The organism is Streptomyces recifensis (assembly GCF_002154615.1).
In the GTDB taxonomy this organism is placed as follows: Bacteria; Actinomycetota; Actinomycetes; order Streptomycetales; family Streptomycetaceae; genus Streptomyces; species Streptomyces griseoluteus.
In genome coordinates, this window is record NZ_MUNH01000440.1 from 1 (window position 1) to 17,376 (window position 17,376).

At 67.9% G+C, this 17,376-nt stretch carries 18 protein-coding genes and 2 pseudogenes; 7 read left to right on the plus strand and 13 right to left on the minus strand.

From position 1 onward, the window contains the following. Positions 1-235 (minus strand): FKBP-type peptidyl-prolyl cis-trans isomerase (locus CCN33_RS21890; RefSeq protein WP_208621828.1); only part of this gene is annotated, 235 nt, incomplete at its 3' end. Positions 236-468: 233 nt separating this feature from the next. Then, positions 469-978: a 2'-5' RNA ligase family protein gene (locus CCN33_RS21895; RefSeq protein ID WP_167387917.1), complete on the minus strand. Its 510-nt coding sequence runs from the start codon at positions 976-978 to the stop codon at positions 469-471. A 341-nt stretch (positions 979-1,319) separates the two neighbouring features. Here CCN33_RS21895 and CCN33_RS21900 point away from each other — a divergent pair, with 341 nt between their 5' ends. Next, the gene (locus CCN33_RS21900; protein ID WP_086695246.1) at positions 1,320-2,786 is read left to right on the plus strand and encodes a purine-cytosine permease family protein; all 1,467 of its coding nucleotides are present in this window, start codon (positions 1,320-1,322) and stop codon (positions 2,784-2,786) included. A gap of 95 nt (positions 2,787-2,881) precedes the next feature. On the opposite strand, the gene CCN33_RS21905 is transcribed toward CCN33_RS21900, so the two are convergent. Continuing rightward, positions 2,882-3,622, minus strand: a complete 741-nt coding sequence (locus CCN33_RS21905; protein WP_086695247.1) for an SDR family oxidoreductase — start codon at positions 3,620-3,622, stop codon at positions 2,882-2,884. Between the two features lie 95 nt (positions 3,623-3,717). Here CCN33_RS21905 and CCN33_RS21910 point away from each other — a divergent pair, with 95 nt between their 5' ends. The 5 genes from CCN33_RS21910 (at position 3,718) to CCN33_RS21930 (ending at position 8,240) form a co-directional block, all read left to right on the plus strand. Next, complete coding sequence (locus CCN33_RS21910) at positions 3,718-4,278, plus strand: TetR/AcrR family transcriptional regulator (protein ID WP_086695248.1); 561 nt, start codon at positions 3,718-3,720, stop codon at positions 4,276-4,278. Positions 4,279-4,469: 191 nt separating this feature from the next. Beyond that, positions 4,470-4,952, plus strand: a complete 483-nt coding sequence (locus CCN33_RS21915) for a GNAT family N-acetyltransferase (protein ID WP_086695249.1) — start codon at positions 4,470-4,472, stop codon at positions 4,950-4,952. A gap of 346 nt (positions 4,953-5,298) precedes the next feature. Then, entirely contained in the window at positions 5,299-5,517 is a 219-nt protein-coding gene (locus CCN33_RS21920; protein WP_086695250.1) for a ferredoxin, read from the plus strand. After that, positions 5,514-6,917, plus strand: coding sequence for an NAD(P)/FAD-dependent oxidoreductase (locus tag CCN33_RS21925; RefSeq protein WP_086695251.1), 1,404 nt, complete (start codon positions 5,514-5,516; stop codon positions 6,915-6,917). The genes CCN33_RS21920 and CCN33_RS21925 overlap by 4 nt, the downstream gene beginning before the upstream one ends. Positions 6,918-6,977: 60 nt before the next feature. After that, positions 6,978-8,240: a cytochrome P450 gene (locus tag CCN33_RS21930; protein ID WP_086695252.1), complete on the plus strand. Its 1,263-nt coding sequence runs from the start codon at positions 6,978-6,980 to the stop codon at positions 8,238-8,240. A 181-nt stretch (positions 8,241-8,421) separates the two neighbouring features. On the opposite strand, the gene CCN33_RS21935 is transcribed toward CCN33_RS21930, so the two are convergent. From CCN33_RS21935 to CCN33_RS21960, 6 genes and pseudogenes are all read right to left on the minus strand, one after another. Beyond that, positions 8,422-8,859, minus strand: a complete 438-nt coding sequence (locus CCN33_RS21935; RefSeq protein WP_140394618.1) for a hypothetical protein — start codon at positions 8,857-8,859, stop codon at positions 8,422-8,424. 157 nt (positions 8,860-9,016) lie between these two features. Next, positions 9,017-9,301 (minus strand): hypothetical protein, encoded by a 285-nt coding sequence (locus tag CCN33_RS21940; RefSeq protein WP_086695254.1) that lies wholly within the window; start codon positions 9,299-9,301, stop codon positions 9,017-9,019. A 66-nt stretch (positions 9,302-9,367) separates the two neighbouring features. Beyond that, positions 9,368-9,543 (minus strand): annotated as a pseudogene (locus tag CCN33_RS33860) (transposase); the annotation flags it as partial. A gap of 437 nt (positions 9,544-9,980) precedes the next feature. Next, positions 9,981-10,277, minus strand: a complete 297-nt coding sequence (locus CCN33_RS33865; RefSeq protein WP_425275863.1) for a zeta toxin family protein — start codon at positions 10,275-10,277, stop codon at positions 9,981-9,983. Further along, the gene (locus CCN33_RS21955) at positions 10,274-10,564 is read right to left on the minus strand and encodes a hypothetical protein (protein WP_086695255.1); all 291 of its coding nucleotides are present in this window, start codon (positions 10,562-10,564) and stop codon (positions 10,274-10,276) included. The genes CCN33_RS33865 and CCN33_RS21955 overlap by 4 nt, the downstream gene beginning before the upstream one ends. Positions 10,565-11,225: 661 nt before the next feature. Next, positions 11,226-12,101 (minus strand): acyl-CoA thioester hydrolase/BAAT C-terminal domain-containing protein, encoded by an 876-nt coding sequence (locus tag CCN33_RS21960; protein WP_086695256.1) that lies wholly within the window; start codon positions 12,099-12,101, stop codon positions 11,226-11,228. A gap of 108 nt (positions 12,102-12,209) precedes the next feature. Here CCN33_RS21960 and CCN33_RS21965 point away from each other — a divergent pair, with 108 nt between their 5' ends. Beyond that, complete coding sequence (locus CCN33_RS21965; RefSeq protein WP_244173898.1) at positions 12,210-12,548, plus strand: diguanylate cyclase domain-containing protein; 339 nt, start codon at positions 12,210-12,212, stop codon at positions 12,546-12,548. A 99-nt stretch (positions 12,549-12,647) separates the two neighbouring features. Here the strand turns inward: CCN33_RS21965 and CCN33_RS21970 are convergent, their stop codons facing one another. The 4 genes and pseudogenes from CCN33_RS21970 to CCN33_RS21995 form a co-directional block, all read right to left on the minus strand. After that, positions 12,648-13,115: a hypothetical protein gene (locus CCN33_RS21970; protein ID WP_086695258.1), complete on the minus strand. Its 468-nt coding sequence runs from the start codon at positions 13,113-13,115 to the stop codon at positions 12,648-12,650. Positions 13,116-13,202: 87 nt separating this feature from the next. Beyond that, positions 13,203-14,268: pseudogene (locus CCN33_RS33870) on the minus strand (IS630 family transposase). Positions 14,269-15,300: 1,032 nt separating this feature from the next. After that, positions 15,301-15,504, minus strand: coding sequence for a hypothetical protein (locus tag CCN33_RS21990; protein WP_086695260.1), 204 nt, complete (start codon positions 15,502-15,504; stop codon positions 15,301-15,303). Beyond that, on the minus strand, positions 15,501-17,376 hold a 1,876-nt coding region (locus tag CCN33_RS21995; protein ID WP_279628193.1), incomplete at its 5' end, for an RHS repeat domain-containing protein. The genes CCN33_RS21995 and CCN33_RS21990, both read right to left, overlap by 4 nt.

The following is a 17,376-nucleotide window of genomic DNA, read 5'->3' on the forward strand; positions in this document are numbered from 1 at the left end:
GGTCCCACCCCTTGATGACCTTGCCCCCGCCGAGGGCGAACTTGAACGGCTCCCCCCGGTCCCAGGACGCGTCGAACTCCTTCCCGGACGCGAAGGTCACCCCGACATAGTGAACCCGCACCACCATGCCGGACTTGACCTCAGCACCGTCCCCGACGACCAGATCCCGAATGGTCAGCTCGGTAGGAGCGTCACCTTCCGGAACCTCGACCTCGGGCTTCGTCAGCTCACTCATTCCCACCTCGTCACTCTCCGCCGCAGGCCGTCAGCCGGACCAGGCGGACGCTCCACGCATCTGACGGCCACGTTACCGATACCGCGGCAGGCGACTCCGACGTGCCAGCGCCGTGGAGCAGCGGGGAACATGCGCGTCGCCTCGGGAACTTCGTCGCCCAGTCGCGGCCTCCGGAGGCGACCACGTCGGTCCCCACCTCCACCCGCCGCCTCCCAATTCCCGTGCCGGAGCGCCTAGGTGAGCGGCTCCACGGCCCGCGACCCCGTGTCGTAACTCCGTGCCGTGGCGAACCGGCCCTCCCAGGGCTCGGACAGCTCGGCGGGCAGGAGTTCCGCAGGCCAGGAGTCGGGTCCGGACCGCGACCGGCCGAGGCTGAGGTGGGGCACCCAGTTCGCCGGCTCGAACAGCGGATTCCCGGCCCCGGGCAGCAACTCCCATACCCGCCGCTGCAGGGTGGCCAGCTCGGTCTCGGCCACGACACGCCATGCCAGCACGGAAGTTCGCCCCTCGAAGCGAAGCGTCCCCTCCAGCCGCAGCGGTAGGGGAAGCACCGAGAGCGCTCCCGCGAGCGCAGGCCGCACGTCCCAGGGCAGCTCGGACGCGGTGGTCAGCGTGAGGTGAGGCCGATTGGTCGCATGCCGGTGGGCAGCCAGACTGGGCATCCCCGTCTCCGCGAGCCGCCCCCAGACCCGCCGCACCCGCGCCTCGGTCGCCTCGTCGGGCAGCAACTCCACTGTGCGCACAGGACCAGCGTAGGACGCGAGCCGGACAGAACAGGCGGACGGCGTGACGTGTACTGCCGACTGCACGTGCTGCGCCGCGGTGACGACAAGTGCCGGCAGGCGGGCGCCTTCCCCGTCATCCCCGAGGCCGCCCCGCGCACCACGCTCGTAATCCCTGCCCGCACGGCCGCACGGAACCAGCAACCCGCCCCGGTCCGGCCCCCAGACGTGAGCCAATCACTGCCCGGCCAGCAGGGTATTGACAAATCATTCAGTGGGCCAGAGTCTGCATGGCAATATGCAGGACGGGTGGGCGAGCACGCGGAGGGCAGACGATGACCGGGGCAGGTCGTACAGACCACATGGACGCGCACACCACGGATGGCCCCGGCCGAGCCGACGGCGTGATCGAGCGACATTCCATCGACGTGGTGCCCGACGGTGAGCGGCACGGCCGCGCGTTCAACCAGTTCACGCTCTGGCTCGGTGCGAACCTCCAGATCACCGCCATCGTCACCGGTGCCCTCGCCGTCGTGTTCGGCGGCGACGTCGTCTGGTCGCTGGTGGGACTGGTCGCCGGCAACCTGCTGGGCGGCGCCGTCATGGCGCTGCACTCCGCGCAGGGCCCGAGACTCGGGCTGCCGCAGATGATCCAGTCGCGAGCACAGTTCGGCGTCCGGGGCGCCGCGGTGCCCCTGCTCCTGGTCATCCTGATGTACGTCGGCTTCTTCGCGAGCGGCAGCGTGCTCGCCGGGCAGGCCACCGCCCGCCTCACCCATACCAACGACACCGCGGGCATCATCGTCTTCGCCCTGCTCACCGCCGTCGTGGCCGCCATCGGTTACCGCGTCATCCACGTCGTGGGCCGAGTCGCGAGCGCCGTCTGCGCCGTCGCCTTCGTCTTCCTGGGCATCCGGCTGCTCGACCGCGTCGACGTGGGCGCGCTCCTCGGCGACGCCCACTTCTCCCTGCCGATGTTCCTGCTGGCCATGTCGCTGTCCGCGTCCTGGCAGCTCGCCTTCGGCCCGTACGTGGCCGACTACTCGCGCTACCTGCCGCGCACGACCAGTGCCCGGGCGACGTTCTGGTGGACGCTGTCGGGCTCGGCGCTCGGCTCCCAGTGGTCCATGACGTTCGGCGTGCTGGTGGCGGCGAGCGCCGGGGAACGGTTCCTCGACGACCAGGTCGGTTACGTCGTCTCGCTCGGCGGTGCCGGCGCGGCCGCGTCGCTCCTGTACTTCGTCATCGCCCTGGGCAAGCTCACCATCAACGTCCTCAACACCTACGGCGGCTTCATCTCCATGGTCACGGGGATCAGCGGCTTCCGTGGACAACGGACCCTGTCGCCGCGCGGCCGGGCCGCGTACATCGCCGCGATCATGGTGGCGGGCACCGCGCTGGCTCTGCTCGGCAAGGACAGCTTCCTCGTCTCGTTCAAGGACTTCCTGCTGTTCCTGCTGACCTTCTTCACGCCTTGGTCGGCCATCAACCTCGTCGACTACTACCTGATCTCCCGCGAGCGCTACGACATCCCCGCCCTCTTCGACCCCCACGGCCGCTACGGCGCCTGGCGCGCCAACGCGCTGATCGTCTACGCGATCGGCGTCCTGGCCCAACTCCCCTTCCTGGCGACGTCGTTCTACACCGGACCGCTCGTCGCACCGCTCGGCGGCGCGGACGTGTCCTGGATCGTCGGCCTTGCCGTTCCGGCCACGCTGTACTGGCTGCTGGCGAGGTCCGACAACGCCGCCAAGGACGCCCTTCCGGCGCCGGAGGCCGCAGCTCCGAGTGGCGAAGTGGCCGCAGCCTCGCCGCCCGGTGACCGCTGACCTCCTGGCCTTCGGCGCGGAGGACGTGCGCGTTGGAGAGGCGTAGCTGCGTGCGCCACTCCGCTGTCGCCTCTGGCGACCAGGGACGGCAAGTGTCATGCCTGGACGGTGGGGCGGACGGTGATCTCGCCGATCTCGACGTCGTCGGGCTGCTCGATCGCGAAGGCCACCGCGCGGGCGACCGCCTCCGGAGGGATGCCCATCGCGTCCATGTTCTTGCGCGTCTGCTCGCGGATGTGCGGGTCCGCCATGGAGTCGGCGAGATCGGTGCGGACGTAGCCCGGCGAGATGGCCGTCGTGCGGACCACCCCGTCGGTGGACTCCGTGCGGAGTCCCTCGTGGACGGTGCGCACCGCGTTCTTGGTCGCGGCGTAGACAGCCATCGAGGGGGACACGGTCAGGCCCGCCACGGAGACGATGCTGACCAGGTGGCCCGACCCTTGCTCGCGGAAGACGGGCAGCGCGGCAGCGACGCCGTTGAGCATGCCCCGGAGGTTGGCATCGATCATGGCGGACCAGCCTTCGGTGTCGAGGGCGGCCAGCGGACTGATCGGGGCGACGCCGGCGTTGTTCACCAGCACGTCGATACGGCCGTATCGGTCGACGGTGCGGGAGACCAGGCGCCGCAGGTCCTCGGCCTTGGTGACGTCGACGACGCACGTGGCAGCACGGCCCCCCTCCTCCCGCATGTCCCGCGCTATGGCGTCGATGCGCTCGCCGCGGCGCGCGGCGAGGACGACCGCGGCGCCACGCCGGGCGAGCAGACGGGCCGTGGCTTCGCCGATGCCGCCACTCGCTCCGGTGATGGCGACGATCTTGTCGTGAAGAGGGAACACGACTGCCTCCAAGTAAAGTGGACACGTGTCCGCTACCTGATTCAGGTTACCGGACACGTGTCCACTTGTCAGAGGCGGAACTTCGGGAGAGGCCCATGAACGCGCCAGCACGCCGTCCGGACGCGGAGCGGAACCGGAACCGCATCGTGGAGGCCGCCCGCGCAGCCCTCGCCGAGTCCCACCACGTCCACCTCAACGAGATCGCCAAGCGCGCCGGGGTGGGGCAGGGAACGCTCTACCGGAACTTTCCCAACCGGGAGGCACTCCTCGCCGAGGTCTACCGGCGCGACGTCGAAGAGCTCGTGGCCGCCGCCTCCACCCTGCTGGCGGAACACGAGCCCGTGGACGCCTTGCGTCACTGGCTCGACCGAGTGATCGACTACGCCGAGATCAAGCGCGGTGTCCTTGCAGCGCTCCAGCCGGCGGCGTGGCAGGACCTGGTCGCCCACAGCCAGAACCCCATCGAAGGCGCCCTCGCGCACCTGCTGGACGCAGGAAAGGCGGCCGGTTCCCTCCGCACGGACGTGGACGCCCACGGGGTCCTCCTGCTCATCGCCTACCTCGGCCGACTGGACCGGGATACCTGGGACTCCACGGCACGTCCCCTGATGAACGTCATCCTCGACGGCCTTCGCCGTCGGGAGGCGGAGCGGTGAAGGCCGCGGAGGAACTGGTCGCGCAGGTGGAAATTGGCCGAGAGTGACGCGGCGAAGGGCGCCTGACGGGTAGAAACCCAGGGCAGGCGCCCTTTCGCACGCGCCTGGAAGAAGCCGAGCCGGAAGCCGCCGATGCCCAGCCCGCCGCACCCACCGCACGAGGGCACTCCCCAGTGCGAAATACTTGTCCGATGGGTTCACGCAATTCCTCGCTCAGTCGGTCGATCACCATACGGCGGGCCGTGGCGCGGGATGCCAAACGGCTCACGCGGCTCGTGCGTGGCTCAAGCGCCTACGAAGGGAAGTACGCATCCGCGGTCTCGGGCTACCGGGTCGGTCCTGATTACATCGAGGCACACCGCGTCTTCGTGGCCGTCGGCGCCGACGAGCAGGGAGGCCGGGTCCTCGGGTTCTACTCGCTCGTCCTCAGTCCACCGGAGCTCGACCTGCTGTTCGTCGCCGACGAAGCGCAAGGACGCGGCATCGGACGGCTGCTCGTCGCGCACATGCGGTCCGAGGCCCGTGCCGCCGGGCTCGACCGGGTCAGGGTCGTGTCGCATCTGCCCGCCGCGGGCTTCTACCAACGAGTCGGTGCGGTGCGGACCGGAACCGCCTTCGCGAACCCGCCGGCCGTGCCCTGGGACCGTCCCGAATTCGAGTTTCGCATTCCTTAGTGGATCAAGCGTCGGCGAGCTCGACATGCCGGGTCCCGATACGGCGGTTTGCGATCGTCGGAGGGGGGCGCGAAAATTTTTACAGGGCGCCGGCGGGCCGAGCCTTGCATGCCGGCCTCATGGGACGAGGGATGCGTCCTTCGTGCTGCGCCACTCCGACGGACGTCTCTGCGAAGACAGCGACGCAGCGAACAGGACAGGACCCGCTCAGCCGCTGTCCTGGGGTGAGAGAGGGGACGTTCGCCGTCGGGTCGCCCGACACAGGGCAGGGAGAGGCGCCCCCACAGCGTGACCGGGCCGACGGTCGCCGGCACGGGGTGCGCGGCAGAGCGGAAGGAGTCTGCCCATGCGGATCGTGGTGGACCTGAATCGATGTCAGGGATACGCACAGTGTGTGTATCTGGCGCATGAGGTCTTCCGGTTGAACGGTCAGGAGGCGCTCACCTACGAGCCGAATCCCGATGACGAGCGGCGCCTGCAGGTCGAGCGCGCGGCTGCCGCCTGCCCGGTGCAGGCGATCGTGATCGACCGCTTGAACGGCGTGGTACGGGGCGATAGGTCATGACCTTGCGGGCAACGGTCGCGGAGTTGGTGCGCGAGTTCCGGGCCAGCGCCCGGATCGTCATCGTGGGTGCCTCCCTGGCCGGGCTGCGGGCCGCGGAGGCCTTGCGCGAGGAGGGCTTCACCGGTTCTCTGACCATCATCGGCGACGAGCCCTACGAGCCGTACGACCGTCCCCCGCTGTCCAAGCAGGTGCTCAAGGGCTGGGTGCCGGCCGACCACACGAAGCTGCCCCGTATGCGGGAAGTGGACGCGGACTGGCGGCTCGGGGTGGCCGCTGTCGGGCTGGACCGGGCCACCAAGCACGTGCTCCTGGCGAATGGTGAACAGGTGCCCTACGACCGGTTGCTGATAGCCACGGGCACCCGCGCGCGGCAGTGGCCGAACCCGGACGAGGCCGCCTTGGACGGTGTCCACACGATTCGCTCGCGTGATGACGCGGAGCAGTTGCAGAAGGAGTTGGCCGAGCCGCCTTCGCGCGTGCTGGTGATCGGCGCCGGGTTCATCGGCTCCGAGGTGGCTTCGGTCTGCCGGGAGCTCGACATCCCGGTGACCGTCGTCGAGCGGGGTTCGGCGCCCCTGGTCGGTGCGCTCGGCGGGGTGATCGGGGAGATCGCCGCACAGATGCAGCGCGATCACGGTGTGGACCTGCGCTGCGGTCTGGGCGTGTCGTCGCTGGAGGGCGACTCCGGCGGACATGTGCGGCGTGCGCGTCTGTCGGACGGATCCATCGTCGACGCCGACGTGGTGGTGGCCTCGCTGGGGTCGATCCGCAACGTGGAATGGCTGGAGGGCTCCGGGCTGGCGGCCGGTTTCTGGGGCGTCGGGTGCGACGCCGGCGGTCGTGCCTTCGACATCAACGGCGTAGTCACCGACAGCATCTTCGTGGCAGGGGACGTGGCGCGTGCGCCACACGTGCTGTACGAGTACCAGTTCCTCGCGATGGAGCACTGGGACAACGCCGTTCTCGGCGCCGAAGCCGCGGCCCACAACATGGTGAACCTGGAACCCCACTATCGTCCGCATCTGCTGCTGCCCGGCTTCTGGTCCGGTCAGTTCGGCGTGAACATCAAGTCCGTCGGGGTGCCGCCTTTCGGCGACGAGATCGTCTTCACCCAGGGGTCGGTCGAGGAGCGCCACTTCGCCGCCGCCTACGGTCACCGGGGCCGCATCGTCGCCGCCGTCGCCTTCGATCACGGCAAGTGGCTGGAGTACTACGGCAAGCTGATCGAGCAGTCCGGTCCCTTCCCGCCTCCACCTCCCGGCTGGGACCGGCCGACCGACATGAAACCGATGCCGGCCGAGTTCCCGGACCCCAGGGTCCCGACGGCGATCCCCGACGTCGTTCTGACCGGCCATGCCCCGAGCGAGCGGACGGCTGCGTTCCGGCCGCCCCGTCGCTGACCCGCCCGTCGGCCGGGCGGGTCGGCGGACAGCACCGACAGGAAGAAGGAGGGGAACCTCGTGGCCGAGGAAAGCCCCTGGCAACAGGCCCTGCGTTACGCCAACCGCGCCAACCCGTACCCCTTCTACGAGGAGCTGCGCAAAACCCCGGTGGCCCGGCAACCGGACGGTACCTACGTCGTCAGCACCTACCGGGAAATCGTCACGCTGCTCCACGACCCCCGGGTGAGTTCGGATCCACGAAAGCGCCCCGCCCCGGCCCCTGACGAGGGCTTGGGGGACCAGGCGGCCGAGCCGATCAGAGAGGCGCTGACCGAGCCGAACATCATCACCTGCGATCCACCCGAGCACGACCGTGACCGCCAGATGATGATGCCGCACTTCGTCGGCCCGCCCCATGCGCCCCACCTGATCTCCGACCTGGAGCCCGACATCCGCCGTCTCGCGGACGGCCTCCTGGACGACATGAGGGGCACAACCCGGATCGACGCCGTCGACGACTTCGCCTACCCCCTGCCGGTGACGGTGATCTGCAAGGTTCTGGGCGTGCCACTGGAGGACGAACCACGCTTCCACCACTGGATCGAAACGGCCCTGGACGCTCTGGACTTCGGCCCCGAGGCCGCCTCCGAAGAGATTCAGAGCCGGCTGGCCGGGGCCCGGCAGGCCGTGCAGGACTTCGGGCGGTTCGCGGCCGAACTGCTCGACCGCTACGCCCACCAGCCCGGACCTGGCATGCTCTCCGCCTTGGTCAACGAGGACGCCACGGAGGGACGGATGTCCAAGGGCGTGCTCGTGAGCAACGCCCTGCTCCTGATCTTCGCGGGGCACGAGACCACGGTCAACCTCATAGCCCACAGCGTGCTCACCCTGCTGCGGCACCCGGAGGCCCTCGAGAAGCTGCGCCGCCACCCGGAGCTGATCGTGCCCGCGGTGGAGGAACTGCTGCGCTTCGAGTCGTCCGTGCAGTTCTGGCACACCCGCTCCGCCCTGGAAGACATCGACATCGCGGGCACCACCATCCCGAAGGGGGCGCCGATCTTCCTGGTGTACGGCTCGGCGAACCGCGACCCGGAACGGTTCACCGACCCTGACGAAATCGACCTCGAACGCCGCGACAACGAGCACCTCGGATTCAGCCAGGGCATTCACTTCTGCTTCGGCGCCCCGCTCGCCCGACTCGAGGTCCAGGCCGCGGTCGGCGAGTTCGTGCGCCGGGTGGAGAACCCCCGGCTTGTGGAGGACCCGCCGCCGTACCGGCACAACCAGATCTTCCGCGGACCGCGGCACGTTCTGGTGGACATCGACGGCATCCGCGACTGACCCGTCGACACCTGACCCGCCGTCCGGGAGCTGCGTGATCACGGCCGACTGTTGCTGGGCTCGACCGAAGCGAACGTCGCGGCCTTCCTCTGCGCCGGAGGGGGCAGGGGACCCACGGCTCGACGCGCGGTCGTATGAATCCGGCGGTTCGTGCGACCGCGCGTCGAGGTCATGCCGAGTGTTAAGCCTCGCGCTGGCGCCGGAAGGCGAATGCCCTTACTGCTTTCTGGCCGACCCGTGATGAGGGGGGCGCTCCCTGCCCCTTGATCACGACGGATCCGGCGCGCGTGAAGGTGATCGCCGCCGCCGAGAAGGCTACGGCGAGAACTTCCGCCAGCATGCTGTTGACTCCGGCCTCCGGGAACGGAGTGATCGTGTGAAACGCCTCTTGGCCGTAGGGCTCCAGCCAGTCCTTATCGGCGGTCACGATCAGCCAATCCCCCTCGGACTGAATCTGAACTGTCTCCGCACCCAGAGTCAGAGCCTCGGTGGCGATCATTCCCGCCAGTTCGACCGCGTCGTAGGCGCCTGAGCGGAAGAACTGGCTCTCACGCCTTCGCAAGTACCTCGCCGTATCGAGTTCGGCGGCGATGTCGTCAGGGTGGTACTTCAATGTCACCCTCCCGTCGAAGGCGATGGAAAAGTTCGAATGCGGTCGAGGGATGTGGAACTCGCATCACAACGCCCATACGCCCGTTCTGGCGCACAGTCTGCCGCTGACTTGGGCCTTACCGTGTTGCTCATGGTGAGGCCCCCGCGGGTGCTCAAGCGTGCGTCTACTCGAGCAGACCGCGTTCCACGAAGTCGTCCATATCATCCCAATCTACGAAGCGGCAGAACCCGGATGCCGAATCGACCGCGATGGGCAAGTTTCCACCGAGTTGCATATCCTCCTGGCCGTGGTCGAGATAGTCGATGTGGTCGTAGAGGGCGATGAACTGTCCTCCGTCCACGAAGCAGTACTCGGGAATGAGCCTGACGCGGGAGGATGGCCCCCATGCTTTGCTTTCCCTAGCGAGGAAGTCTGCAGCTCTGCGCTCAGCTTCTTCCCGGTCGAACATGTCAGTTGGTCCTCATGAGGTAGTAGTGGCGGTATCTCTGTGCGGCCGGCTGCAGGGCCTGCATGTCCCGTCCGGCAGCCGCTCGGCCATCGGCTGAATTGACTTCCGGCGGTCGTCCAGCACCAGACCCCGCACGCAACACGCGCCCCACCGCCGCTGATCCCGCCGAGGCAACGACCCGAAAGCATCGACAACGAACTCCGCTAACTCACCCCGGACCGTTCCACCTCCCCCAACCTCATACCGAGGTAGATGCCCACCACCAGGCGGGATCACCCCACGTAACGAAGCACCACTAGTGCTGACCGCCGTGGTGGGCCTCTACTTCGCCGCGACCCACCTTGCGCTGATACCGGCGATGCCGCCTGCGGCACAGGGCCATACGCTGGTGGTGGTCGGGGCGCAGGGAGGCCGATCATGCCGCACACCGTCTAGTCCGGGGCCATCAGCTTTGGCCTGGTCGCTGTCCTGATCAAGGTAGTGAGCGCCACCGAGGACCACAGCGTGCACTTTCACCTGGTGCACGATGCTGGCGATGTCCCGCCGCCGGTCGCGCGAACTTCGCAGCCTCGTTGAGGCTTTGGAGAGACGGTACTGACGCTGCTGCGAAAGTCGGGTATGCCGAGGTGGACGGTGGTGTGCCGGGCAGCGAGGTCGCGCATGGTGGCGAGTTTCTGCTCTACGGCGGCGAGGCTGGCCTCGATCGCGGCGACCTCGCCGAGCCAGCCTTGTTCTTTGGCCTCCTGAAGCCGGTCGAGCAGGTTCGCGTCAATTCTTCGGCGAATCCGCCCCGCCGGTCGAGCTGTGCGGCCGCGAGTTGGGCGACCGGTGTCTTGCCCGCGCCCGGTTGGCCGATCAAGAAGACTGCGATGGCCGGGATCTGTGGTGTGGGGCCGGTCAGCTGCCAGGGAGGGATCCCGATGCGGCGGTTCCCTCCCGTCGGCAGTTGGAAGCGGGTGGCGTCGTCCTGGCTCACGCTTCGTTCTCCATGAGCTCGCGCAGCCGCGCTGCGTAGGTGGCACGGACGCGGGCGACGCCTTCGGTGTCCTCAGCGCGCAGGGCGCGCCGCTCCTGGTGGCAGGTGGCGCGCAGCCGACGGTACGCGGAGGCCTCCTCACCGACGCCGCGGTTCTCGGCGTCGGTGAGGAGGCCGCTGCAGACGCCGATCACACCGTTGATCGCCTCGATGGCCGCCTCGTAGGCAACGGATTCCTCCGATGACCATGTGTGAGGGCGAAGGTTCTTGATCACCGGATCATTCATGCTGACGTCCCTTCCGTATGATTCTCACCCGATTCTGCAGGCTCTGCACGGAATAGGCATGGGCGATGGCCTCACTGATCCCCAATCCGGCAGCAGTCTTCGCCAGGTTGATGTGTTCGCGCAGGTACGTAAGCGGCCGTCGACGAGGTCCGGGCGAAAATGGACGCGCTTGAGCCAGCCTCTGACGGTGACCAACATGCACCAGCAGCGTCGGCCTGGTGGCTCTTGCATGAGCCACCAGGTCGACACGCCTGTCAGCGACCCGTGAGCCAGGCCACCAGGAGGCTGGTGGCTCTGTCACGGAACCACGAAGAGTATGGGGGCGACGTGCTATTGGCGCCGCTTTCGAGCTACGACGATGGGAGCTGACGGCCGCCACCCGCGCAGCCGGCGGCATGACCCCGGAGGCCCTGACGGCTGGATAGCAGCGACTGATCGAGATCATCCACATCCTCAACCACCGGATGAGAGAAGCCAAGTTGAGCGGCCGGGCTCCACGTAGCGGAGGGGGCTCCAGGTCAGTCTCGAGGCCGCAGGCAAGAAGCTGGCCACCCTGGACCGGGCTGCTACGCGCGCGGCCCAAGCCACATCTCCAATGTCGGGACCCGCAGATCAGGAACCGAGTGGGGACCTGGTGGCCAAGACACATCGGCCTCCATCCTCAGCCGATGAGCACCGATGGGCTCCCGCCGGCGAGCGCGTCAAGGACATGAGGCCATGCAGCCTTGCCGAGGAGCGCGTCCGCTTCAGGCGTGCCTCCGTACTGAAAGTGCGGGGACGCTGATGGGGGGCTCTCGCCAGGAAGGCGCGGTCGGTGTCCGGCATCGTCACGCGCGATCAGCCGCACAGTGGCTCCGGTCACGCGTCGGCGTTGCGCCAGCTGTTCGGCGAAGGGCAGCGACGGCCACATCGCGTCGTCGCCGCCCGCAATCAGCAGCAGGTCCGCTCTGGCGGTCTCCACGGGAATCTCTGCCGGCGGAAGGAGGTGAGCGAAGGTCCGTTCGCTGAGTTCGTACCACCCGCGGATGGCGACGGGCCCGCTGTCCGGCTCCGGAGAAGTCCACGAGTCGTCCATCGGGACAAAGGGTAGTGGCCGCCCCTGCCACGTCCAGGACGAGCGATATGGGTGATGCGCTCCGTCGCGTCCTGGGCCGACGTTGCACCAGACCCGCGAGGTGGGCGACAGGGCGACGACCGTGTCCACGCGGGGGTCGTGCACCGCCGTGAGCAAAGCTGCTTCAGCTCCCTTGGACACGCCAAGAATTCCGATGCGTCGCGCTCCCTCACGTTGCAGGACGTCGACGGCGGTGGTGAAAGTCTCCAGGGGGACTTCGCAGATGCCTGGGCTCTGACCTGGCCCACCGAACCAACGGATCGCCAGGGCTGTGACTCCTTGCTGCGCCAGGATGCGCGCCCGCTCGCGTTCAATGCGTCCGCTGGATCCTGCCAGGACCAGCACCCCAACGTCACTGCCATGAGCAGGAGCGACGAGAAGTCCTTCCCACGGATCGGCCAGCTCGTGCTCAGTGATCTCCACGCGCGCTTCCTGCCTCCACAGCTTTCATACCCCCCTGTCGAGCACGCGGGGCGCGGCCACCCTTCAAAGCCGCCGCGCCCCGCCTCCACATGCATGGAGATCTCCATCATGACGCCCCAAACGCCACCTGAGTTAGTCCAGGAAAACCACTTCAAGGCCGTGAACGACGACTTCGGGCAGCCGGCCGGGGACGCTGTCCTCACGGCGACCGCCGCCAGGCTCAACACGTGGGCGGCGGGCCCTCGCGCGTCCGTCGGCCGCCTCGGAGGCAATGAGTTCGCCGTCGTCCAGGTGCCCGCCGCGCGCCTTGAGCAGCGCCTCGCGCAGCTGGTCCGGATGCTGCGCACCCCGGCCGTCCTCGAGGACGGCCGCACCATCGACGTCGCCGCCTCCGTCGGCGCGGCGACCCCGGGCACGGTCGGCTCCCGCGACCTGACCGTCCGGTGACCGGCCGGCTCGTGGGGTCCTTTGGATGTCGGACAGTACTGAACTTGAATGGGTGACGTCGGGCTGAACGGCTGCACTTGGTTCCTGCTGAGACCTGAGTCAGATGCGGGCTCTGATCTGCTTCACGGGGTGCCCGAGTGTGGCGCCGATAGTGGTCAGTTCCTCGTCGCCGAACCAGTCACGTCCGGGGTTCCAGATGGCGATCTCGAAGCGGGCGAAGCCGCACGGCCAGTCGTAGTCCAACACGTCAAGCGACGTGGCGGCGCCGCAGCAGGGCACTTTCACGGCCAAGGTGGCGAAGCCGTCCTCACAGTGGCTTTCCAGCAGGTCGGCGTACCACTCGGTATCGATCGAGGCGCCGCAGTGCGGGCAGCCGACCCGTTCCAGGTTGTCGCCGCAGTCGACGGGTGTGAGGGCGTCGTGCCAGGTGACGTCGATCTCGACTCCCACGCCATCGGGCAGGCCGGGCGCCAGGTCCGCGGCAAGCGCGGCAGTCCGCTCGGCCGTCGCCCGGTCGGGCTGCCACTGGGGATCGGTCGGAATGATCGACAGGACGTCGTCGCTCACGGGGGTACTCAATTCGTGGGGTACAAGCGTTCGGCTGAGTGCCGCGATCGTAGGGCCACGTGGCAGGTCGGCCGTTCCCTGGGATCGTTACTCGTGGATGGCAAGGCCAGTGCCAGCGAGGCAGCCGTCGACTATGTCCGGTTGATACTGGATCTGCTTGAGCCTGCGCTTGACGGCCTTGGTGATCTGGGCCAGGTCGGCCGCGGCGAGGTTGCCGACCTCTCGCTTGACCAGCGACCAGATCCCTTCTTGCGGGTTGAGGTCAGGTGCGTATGCGGGCAGTTGGAAGATGGTGAGCCAGTGCACGTGCGCAGCAGCCCCACTCCCTCATCCCGGCGGTCACGTGCAGCCGCACGTTGTCCCAGACGAGCACGATCGGGCCGCCAAGCTGGACGCGAGCTCGGACAAGCAGATCCCGCAGATCGCGCCAGCCGAAGCCCTTCGGCTCGTCTTTGCGGCCGCAGTACTCGCGCACGGCGTAGATCAGCCGCGACCGTTCCCCGCGCCTGTAGCAGACCATGCCTGTCATCGAGACCCGTCCGGATCCCCGCCCGCGGACTCGCACCACAGGAGTGCGGCCGACCCGGCCCCCAGGTCCTGGCACGCGGCGGCATCATCGACTGGCCGGCCTTGTCCTGAAAGACGATCCAGGCCCCGAGCGCCGCCGCGGTGCTCTTATCCGCGGCCAGACCTCCTTCTTCCACAGCTCGACCGCTTCGTCATCCCGCTCGATCGCCCGCCGAGCAGGCTGCTGCCATGACCAGCCGTGCCGCTTCAGCAACTGCCAGGTGCCCTCCACGGTGTACGAGACATGGAAGAGGCGACCGATCAGCGTCTTCACCCGCGGCGGCGTCCACCGCTGATCTGCCCAGCCGTGGACCAGCGGTCCCCGCTCCAACTCACTTTCCAGCCTGTCGACCTGGGCCGCGCTGAGTTTGGGCCGTCCCGGTGAGCCTGCGGACAGCAATCCCGCCTCGCCCCGCTCTCGCCAAGCCCGGCGCCATCGCTCAACCGACCGCTCACTGACCCGCAGCGCGGCCGCGATCTCCCGGTTCTCTTCCTCGCGTTCGAAGCGCTCCACGGCCTGCAGCCTGACCCCCTTCCGGGCGGCCCTCCCCGCGGCGGTCAACCCGCCGCCCTGTGCGTACCTCACACCCAGATGGCTACCAGCGCCGAACAGCACCCGTCAGGCAAACCGCCCCGACATCACCCGTTCAAGTTCAGTAGCTGTAAGAACCCAATTGATTACAGGGGCACCTGTAATGTCGGGGCGCCTGAAGCGTAAAATACCTCCAGGCAACCCGACTTTAGGCTCTGGAAGAGCCCGAGTTTCTTAGGGCTGTAAGAACACAGAATGTTCTTCGTCTGCTGGTGGTACACGGCCTCAGCCGCCTTCGACCTGCGACTACGGGTGGCGTTGCCCGATGCCGATCCGAATTGGTCCGCATCTGGTCCGGATCTTGGTAGGTCTTGCCAGCGGGGAGCCGCGGTACTCCATGGCGCCTGTCGTAGAGGCCGTTCATTGACGTCCAGTTGGTTCGGGGGTGAGCGCGTTAGTCAAGGTCATGGCCTTGTGACGTGAGTGCGTCCGCTGGGCTGGTGACACGCCCGTGATCGCTGGTGACATGTGAGGACCTCCGTCACCCTTCTCCGAAGGTGCCTGTATGGACAGTGACCTGCACGACGGCGCTCCGCTGGAGGGCTCCGGCGGGGCGTCGCCGGGCAGTTGGTCAAGATGGTTAGCGGCTGGCATTGAGGGCCCCGTTGTACTGTGCCTGGCCGCTCTTGAGTACGCGGAGGAGCGAGGTGGTGACGACGCGGACGGTGCGGCTCGTCGGCGCCACCGGGCTGCTGCCTGCCGTCCAACGCGAACTCCTCTCGTTCAGCACTGAGCACACCCGCGCCGCCTGGAACGGGGTGGCGAGGGTCGAGAGGCGTCGAACGGCGTTCGAGGTGTTGAGATCGATGTTCAGGCACTCTTGGCCGTTACGTGTCAGTTAGCGCGCCAGCGCCGCTGGCTTCTCCTGCCAGGGCGTCGTGGGCGTCGTCCATGAGCAGGCAACGTACCAGGTCTGCGGGACGCCGGACTTGGCGTCCCGCAGACCTGGTGCGGGCAATCGGACTAGCTCTTGCTCCGCTGGCCATGAGGTGACTGCCCTCGGTGCCAGAGCGGCAACCACGTTTCCTACGGGATGGAGTCCAGGAAGGGACGGCCGTGCTCGTTCATCGCTTCGATGGCGTGCTCGTACTCGGCTTCGTCTTCCAGGAGGAGGGCCATGCATGTCTCGGTGTTGTAGATGGTCCCGAGCCCGAGGTCAGATCTGATGACGACCCAGCCGTCTTCGGTTCCGTCCCACAGGTAGTCCAGGCTCTCGTGATCTTCTGTCATGGTGTTACCCCGTGTTTCGTGAAGGTGACGACCATACCGCTCTTACCAACCGGAATGATCTGTGACGAGCGCATGGGAGAACCGGCCTTTTCGAAGGCGTCAAGGAGTCTCTTGTCTGCTGGGCTGGGGTAGGCGTAGCCCTTTGGGTGCGTGTGGTAGACGAGGATGGTGTCAGCTCGTACGGGAACCTGTACCCGATTGGAAACGCCGGAGTAGAGGTAGTACTGACCGCCTGTGCCCTTGGGGCCGGGGCCCAGTTTGTAGACTACGGCGAATTCGACGCCGTGCTTAACTGTCAGGTTCTCCAGTTCCGTCGCCGAAGGACGCTTGCTGATCTGAACACCGACTGAGCCGGGCAGCCCCTCCCCCTTGCGGGCGCCGTAAAGGAGACGTGTGATGGCGCCGATCTCGCCCTCGGCGGCAATGCCGCTGGGGTTGACAGCGTCTCTGCGCCATCCGGTGAGCCCGCCGATGCCGGTGACAGCGATCTGTTGGGTAAGTTCGTCGGCTGCGTCGGCGTACTGGTCGGCGAGCGCGTCGCATCCTTGCTGGCGGAGCATGTACTCGGCTCGGTAGAGCCGGTAGGCGGGACGGACGGGCAGGTACTTGTCGAGGAAGGCGCCGGCGCCGCCGTTTTCTCCGGTCAGGGCGTCGTGGGCGTCGCCCATGAATTCGTAGGGCGCCTTCAGGCCCCGCAGGAAGCCGTTGCCGAAGATCTTCAGACCTTCGCCGAGGCTGTCGACCTTTCCGTTGCCGTTGTCATCGCCTGGCACGGGGGTCAGCCCGCTGGGGTCGGTGTAGAGGGTCGGGGCGTTGTCGGCGTAGGCGTACGGCGAGACGTAAGGCGTCGCCTGGTCGCGGGTGGCGGGGTCGGGTCGGGTGAAGCGGCCGGTGCCGGTGTTGTACTGGCGCGCGTGCAGGTCGAGATTGCCGGTGGTCGTCTCGTAGCGCGCGCCGGTGTAGGACGGGGTGCTCGCGGGGGCGCCGCTGGTGGCGGTGGCCAGGACGCGGGTGCCGAAGGAGTCGTAGGACCAGCGCTGGTACAGGGTGCCGGTGTTGCCGGTGACGTCGACCGGGGAGCCCTGGGTGTCGTGGTGGTAGTAGAAGAGTGACCCGGTGCCGGTGCCGGTCGCGGTGGCGGTGGGCTGGCCGAGCGGGTCGTAGCGGTAGGACTGCTTGAGGGCCCAGGCGCTGTCGTACTCACTGGCCAGGATGGGCAATGGGGCGTTCGGGTCCCACTGGGTGCGGCTGGTTACCGCGCCGTCCTTGCTGGCGGTGACCTGGTTGCCCTCGGCGTCGTGGTCGTAGGTGTAGGCGGCGCCTGCGACGGTGGCGGCGGAGATCTGGCCGGCGAGGTCGTAGGTGAAGGTGTCGTTGCCCGCCTTGGTCTGGTTGCCCTCGCCGTCGTAGCCGTACGCCGTGATGGTGGAGCCGGTGGTGCTCGAGGTGAGCTGGTCGGCCGCGTCGTAGGCGTAGCTGGTCGAGGCGGTGCCCAGAGTGGAGGTCAGGCGGTTGCCGACCTTGTCGTAGGTGTAGGACGTGGCACGGGTGGTGGGGCAGCCGGTGACCCACGGCTGGGGTGCGCAGCCGGTGGTGAGGCGGCCGGCCGTGTCGTAGGCGAGGTCGTAGCCGCCGCTTCCGATGCTGGCCCTGGTGACGTCTATGTGGGAGGGCAGGCCCGCCGCCGAGAGGGTGAGCGCGGTCTTGGTGACCGTGGTGCCGGCCTTGGCCGAGGTGACGGCGGTGAGACGGCCCGCGCGGTCGTAGGTGCGGTCCTCGGTCTCGGTGTTGGGCAGTGCGGACTTGGTGAGGTTGCCGGCCGCGTCCCAGGTGTAGGTGGTGGTCTTGCCGTCGGCCGCCATGGTGGCGATG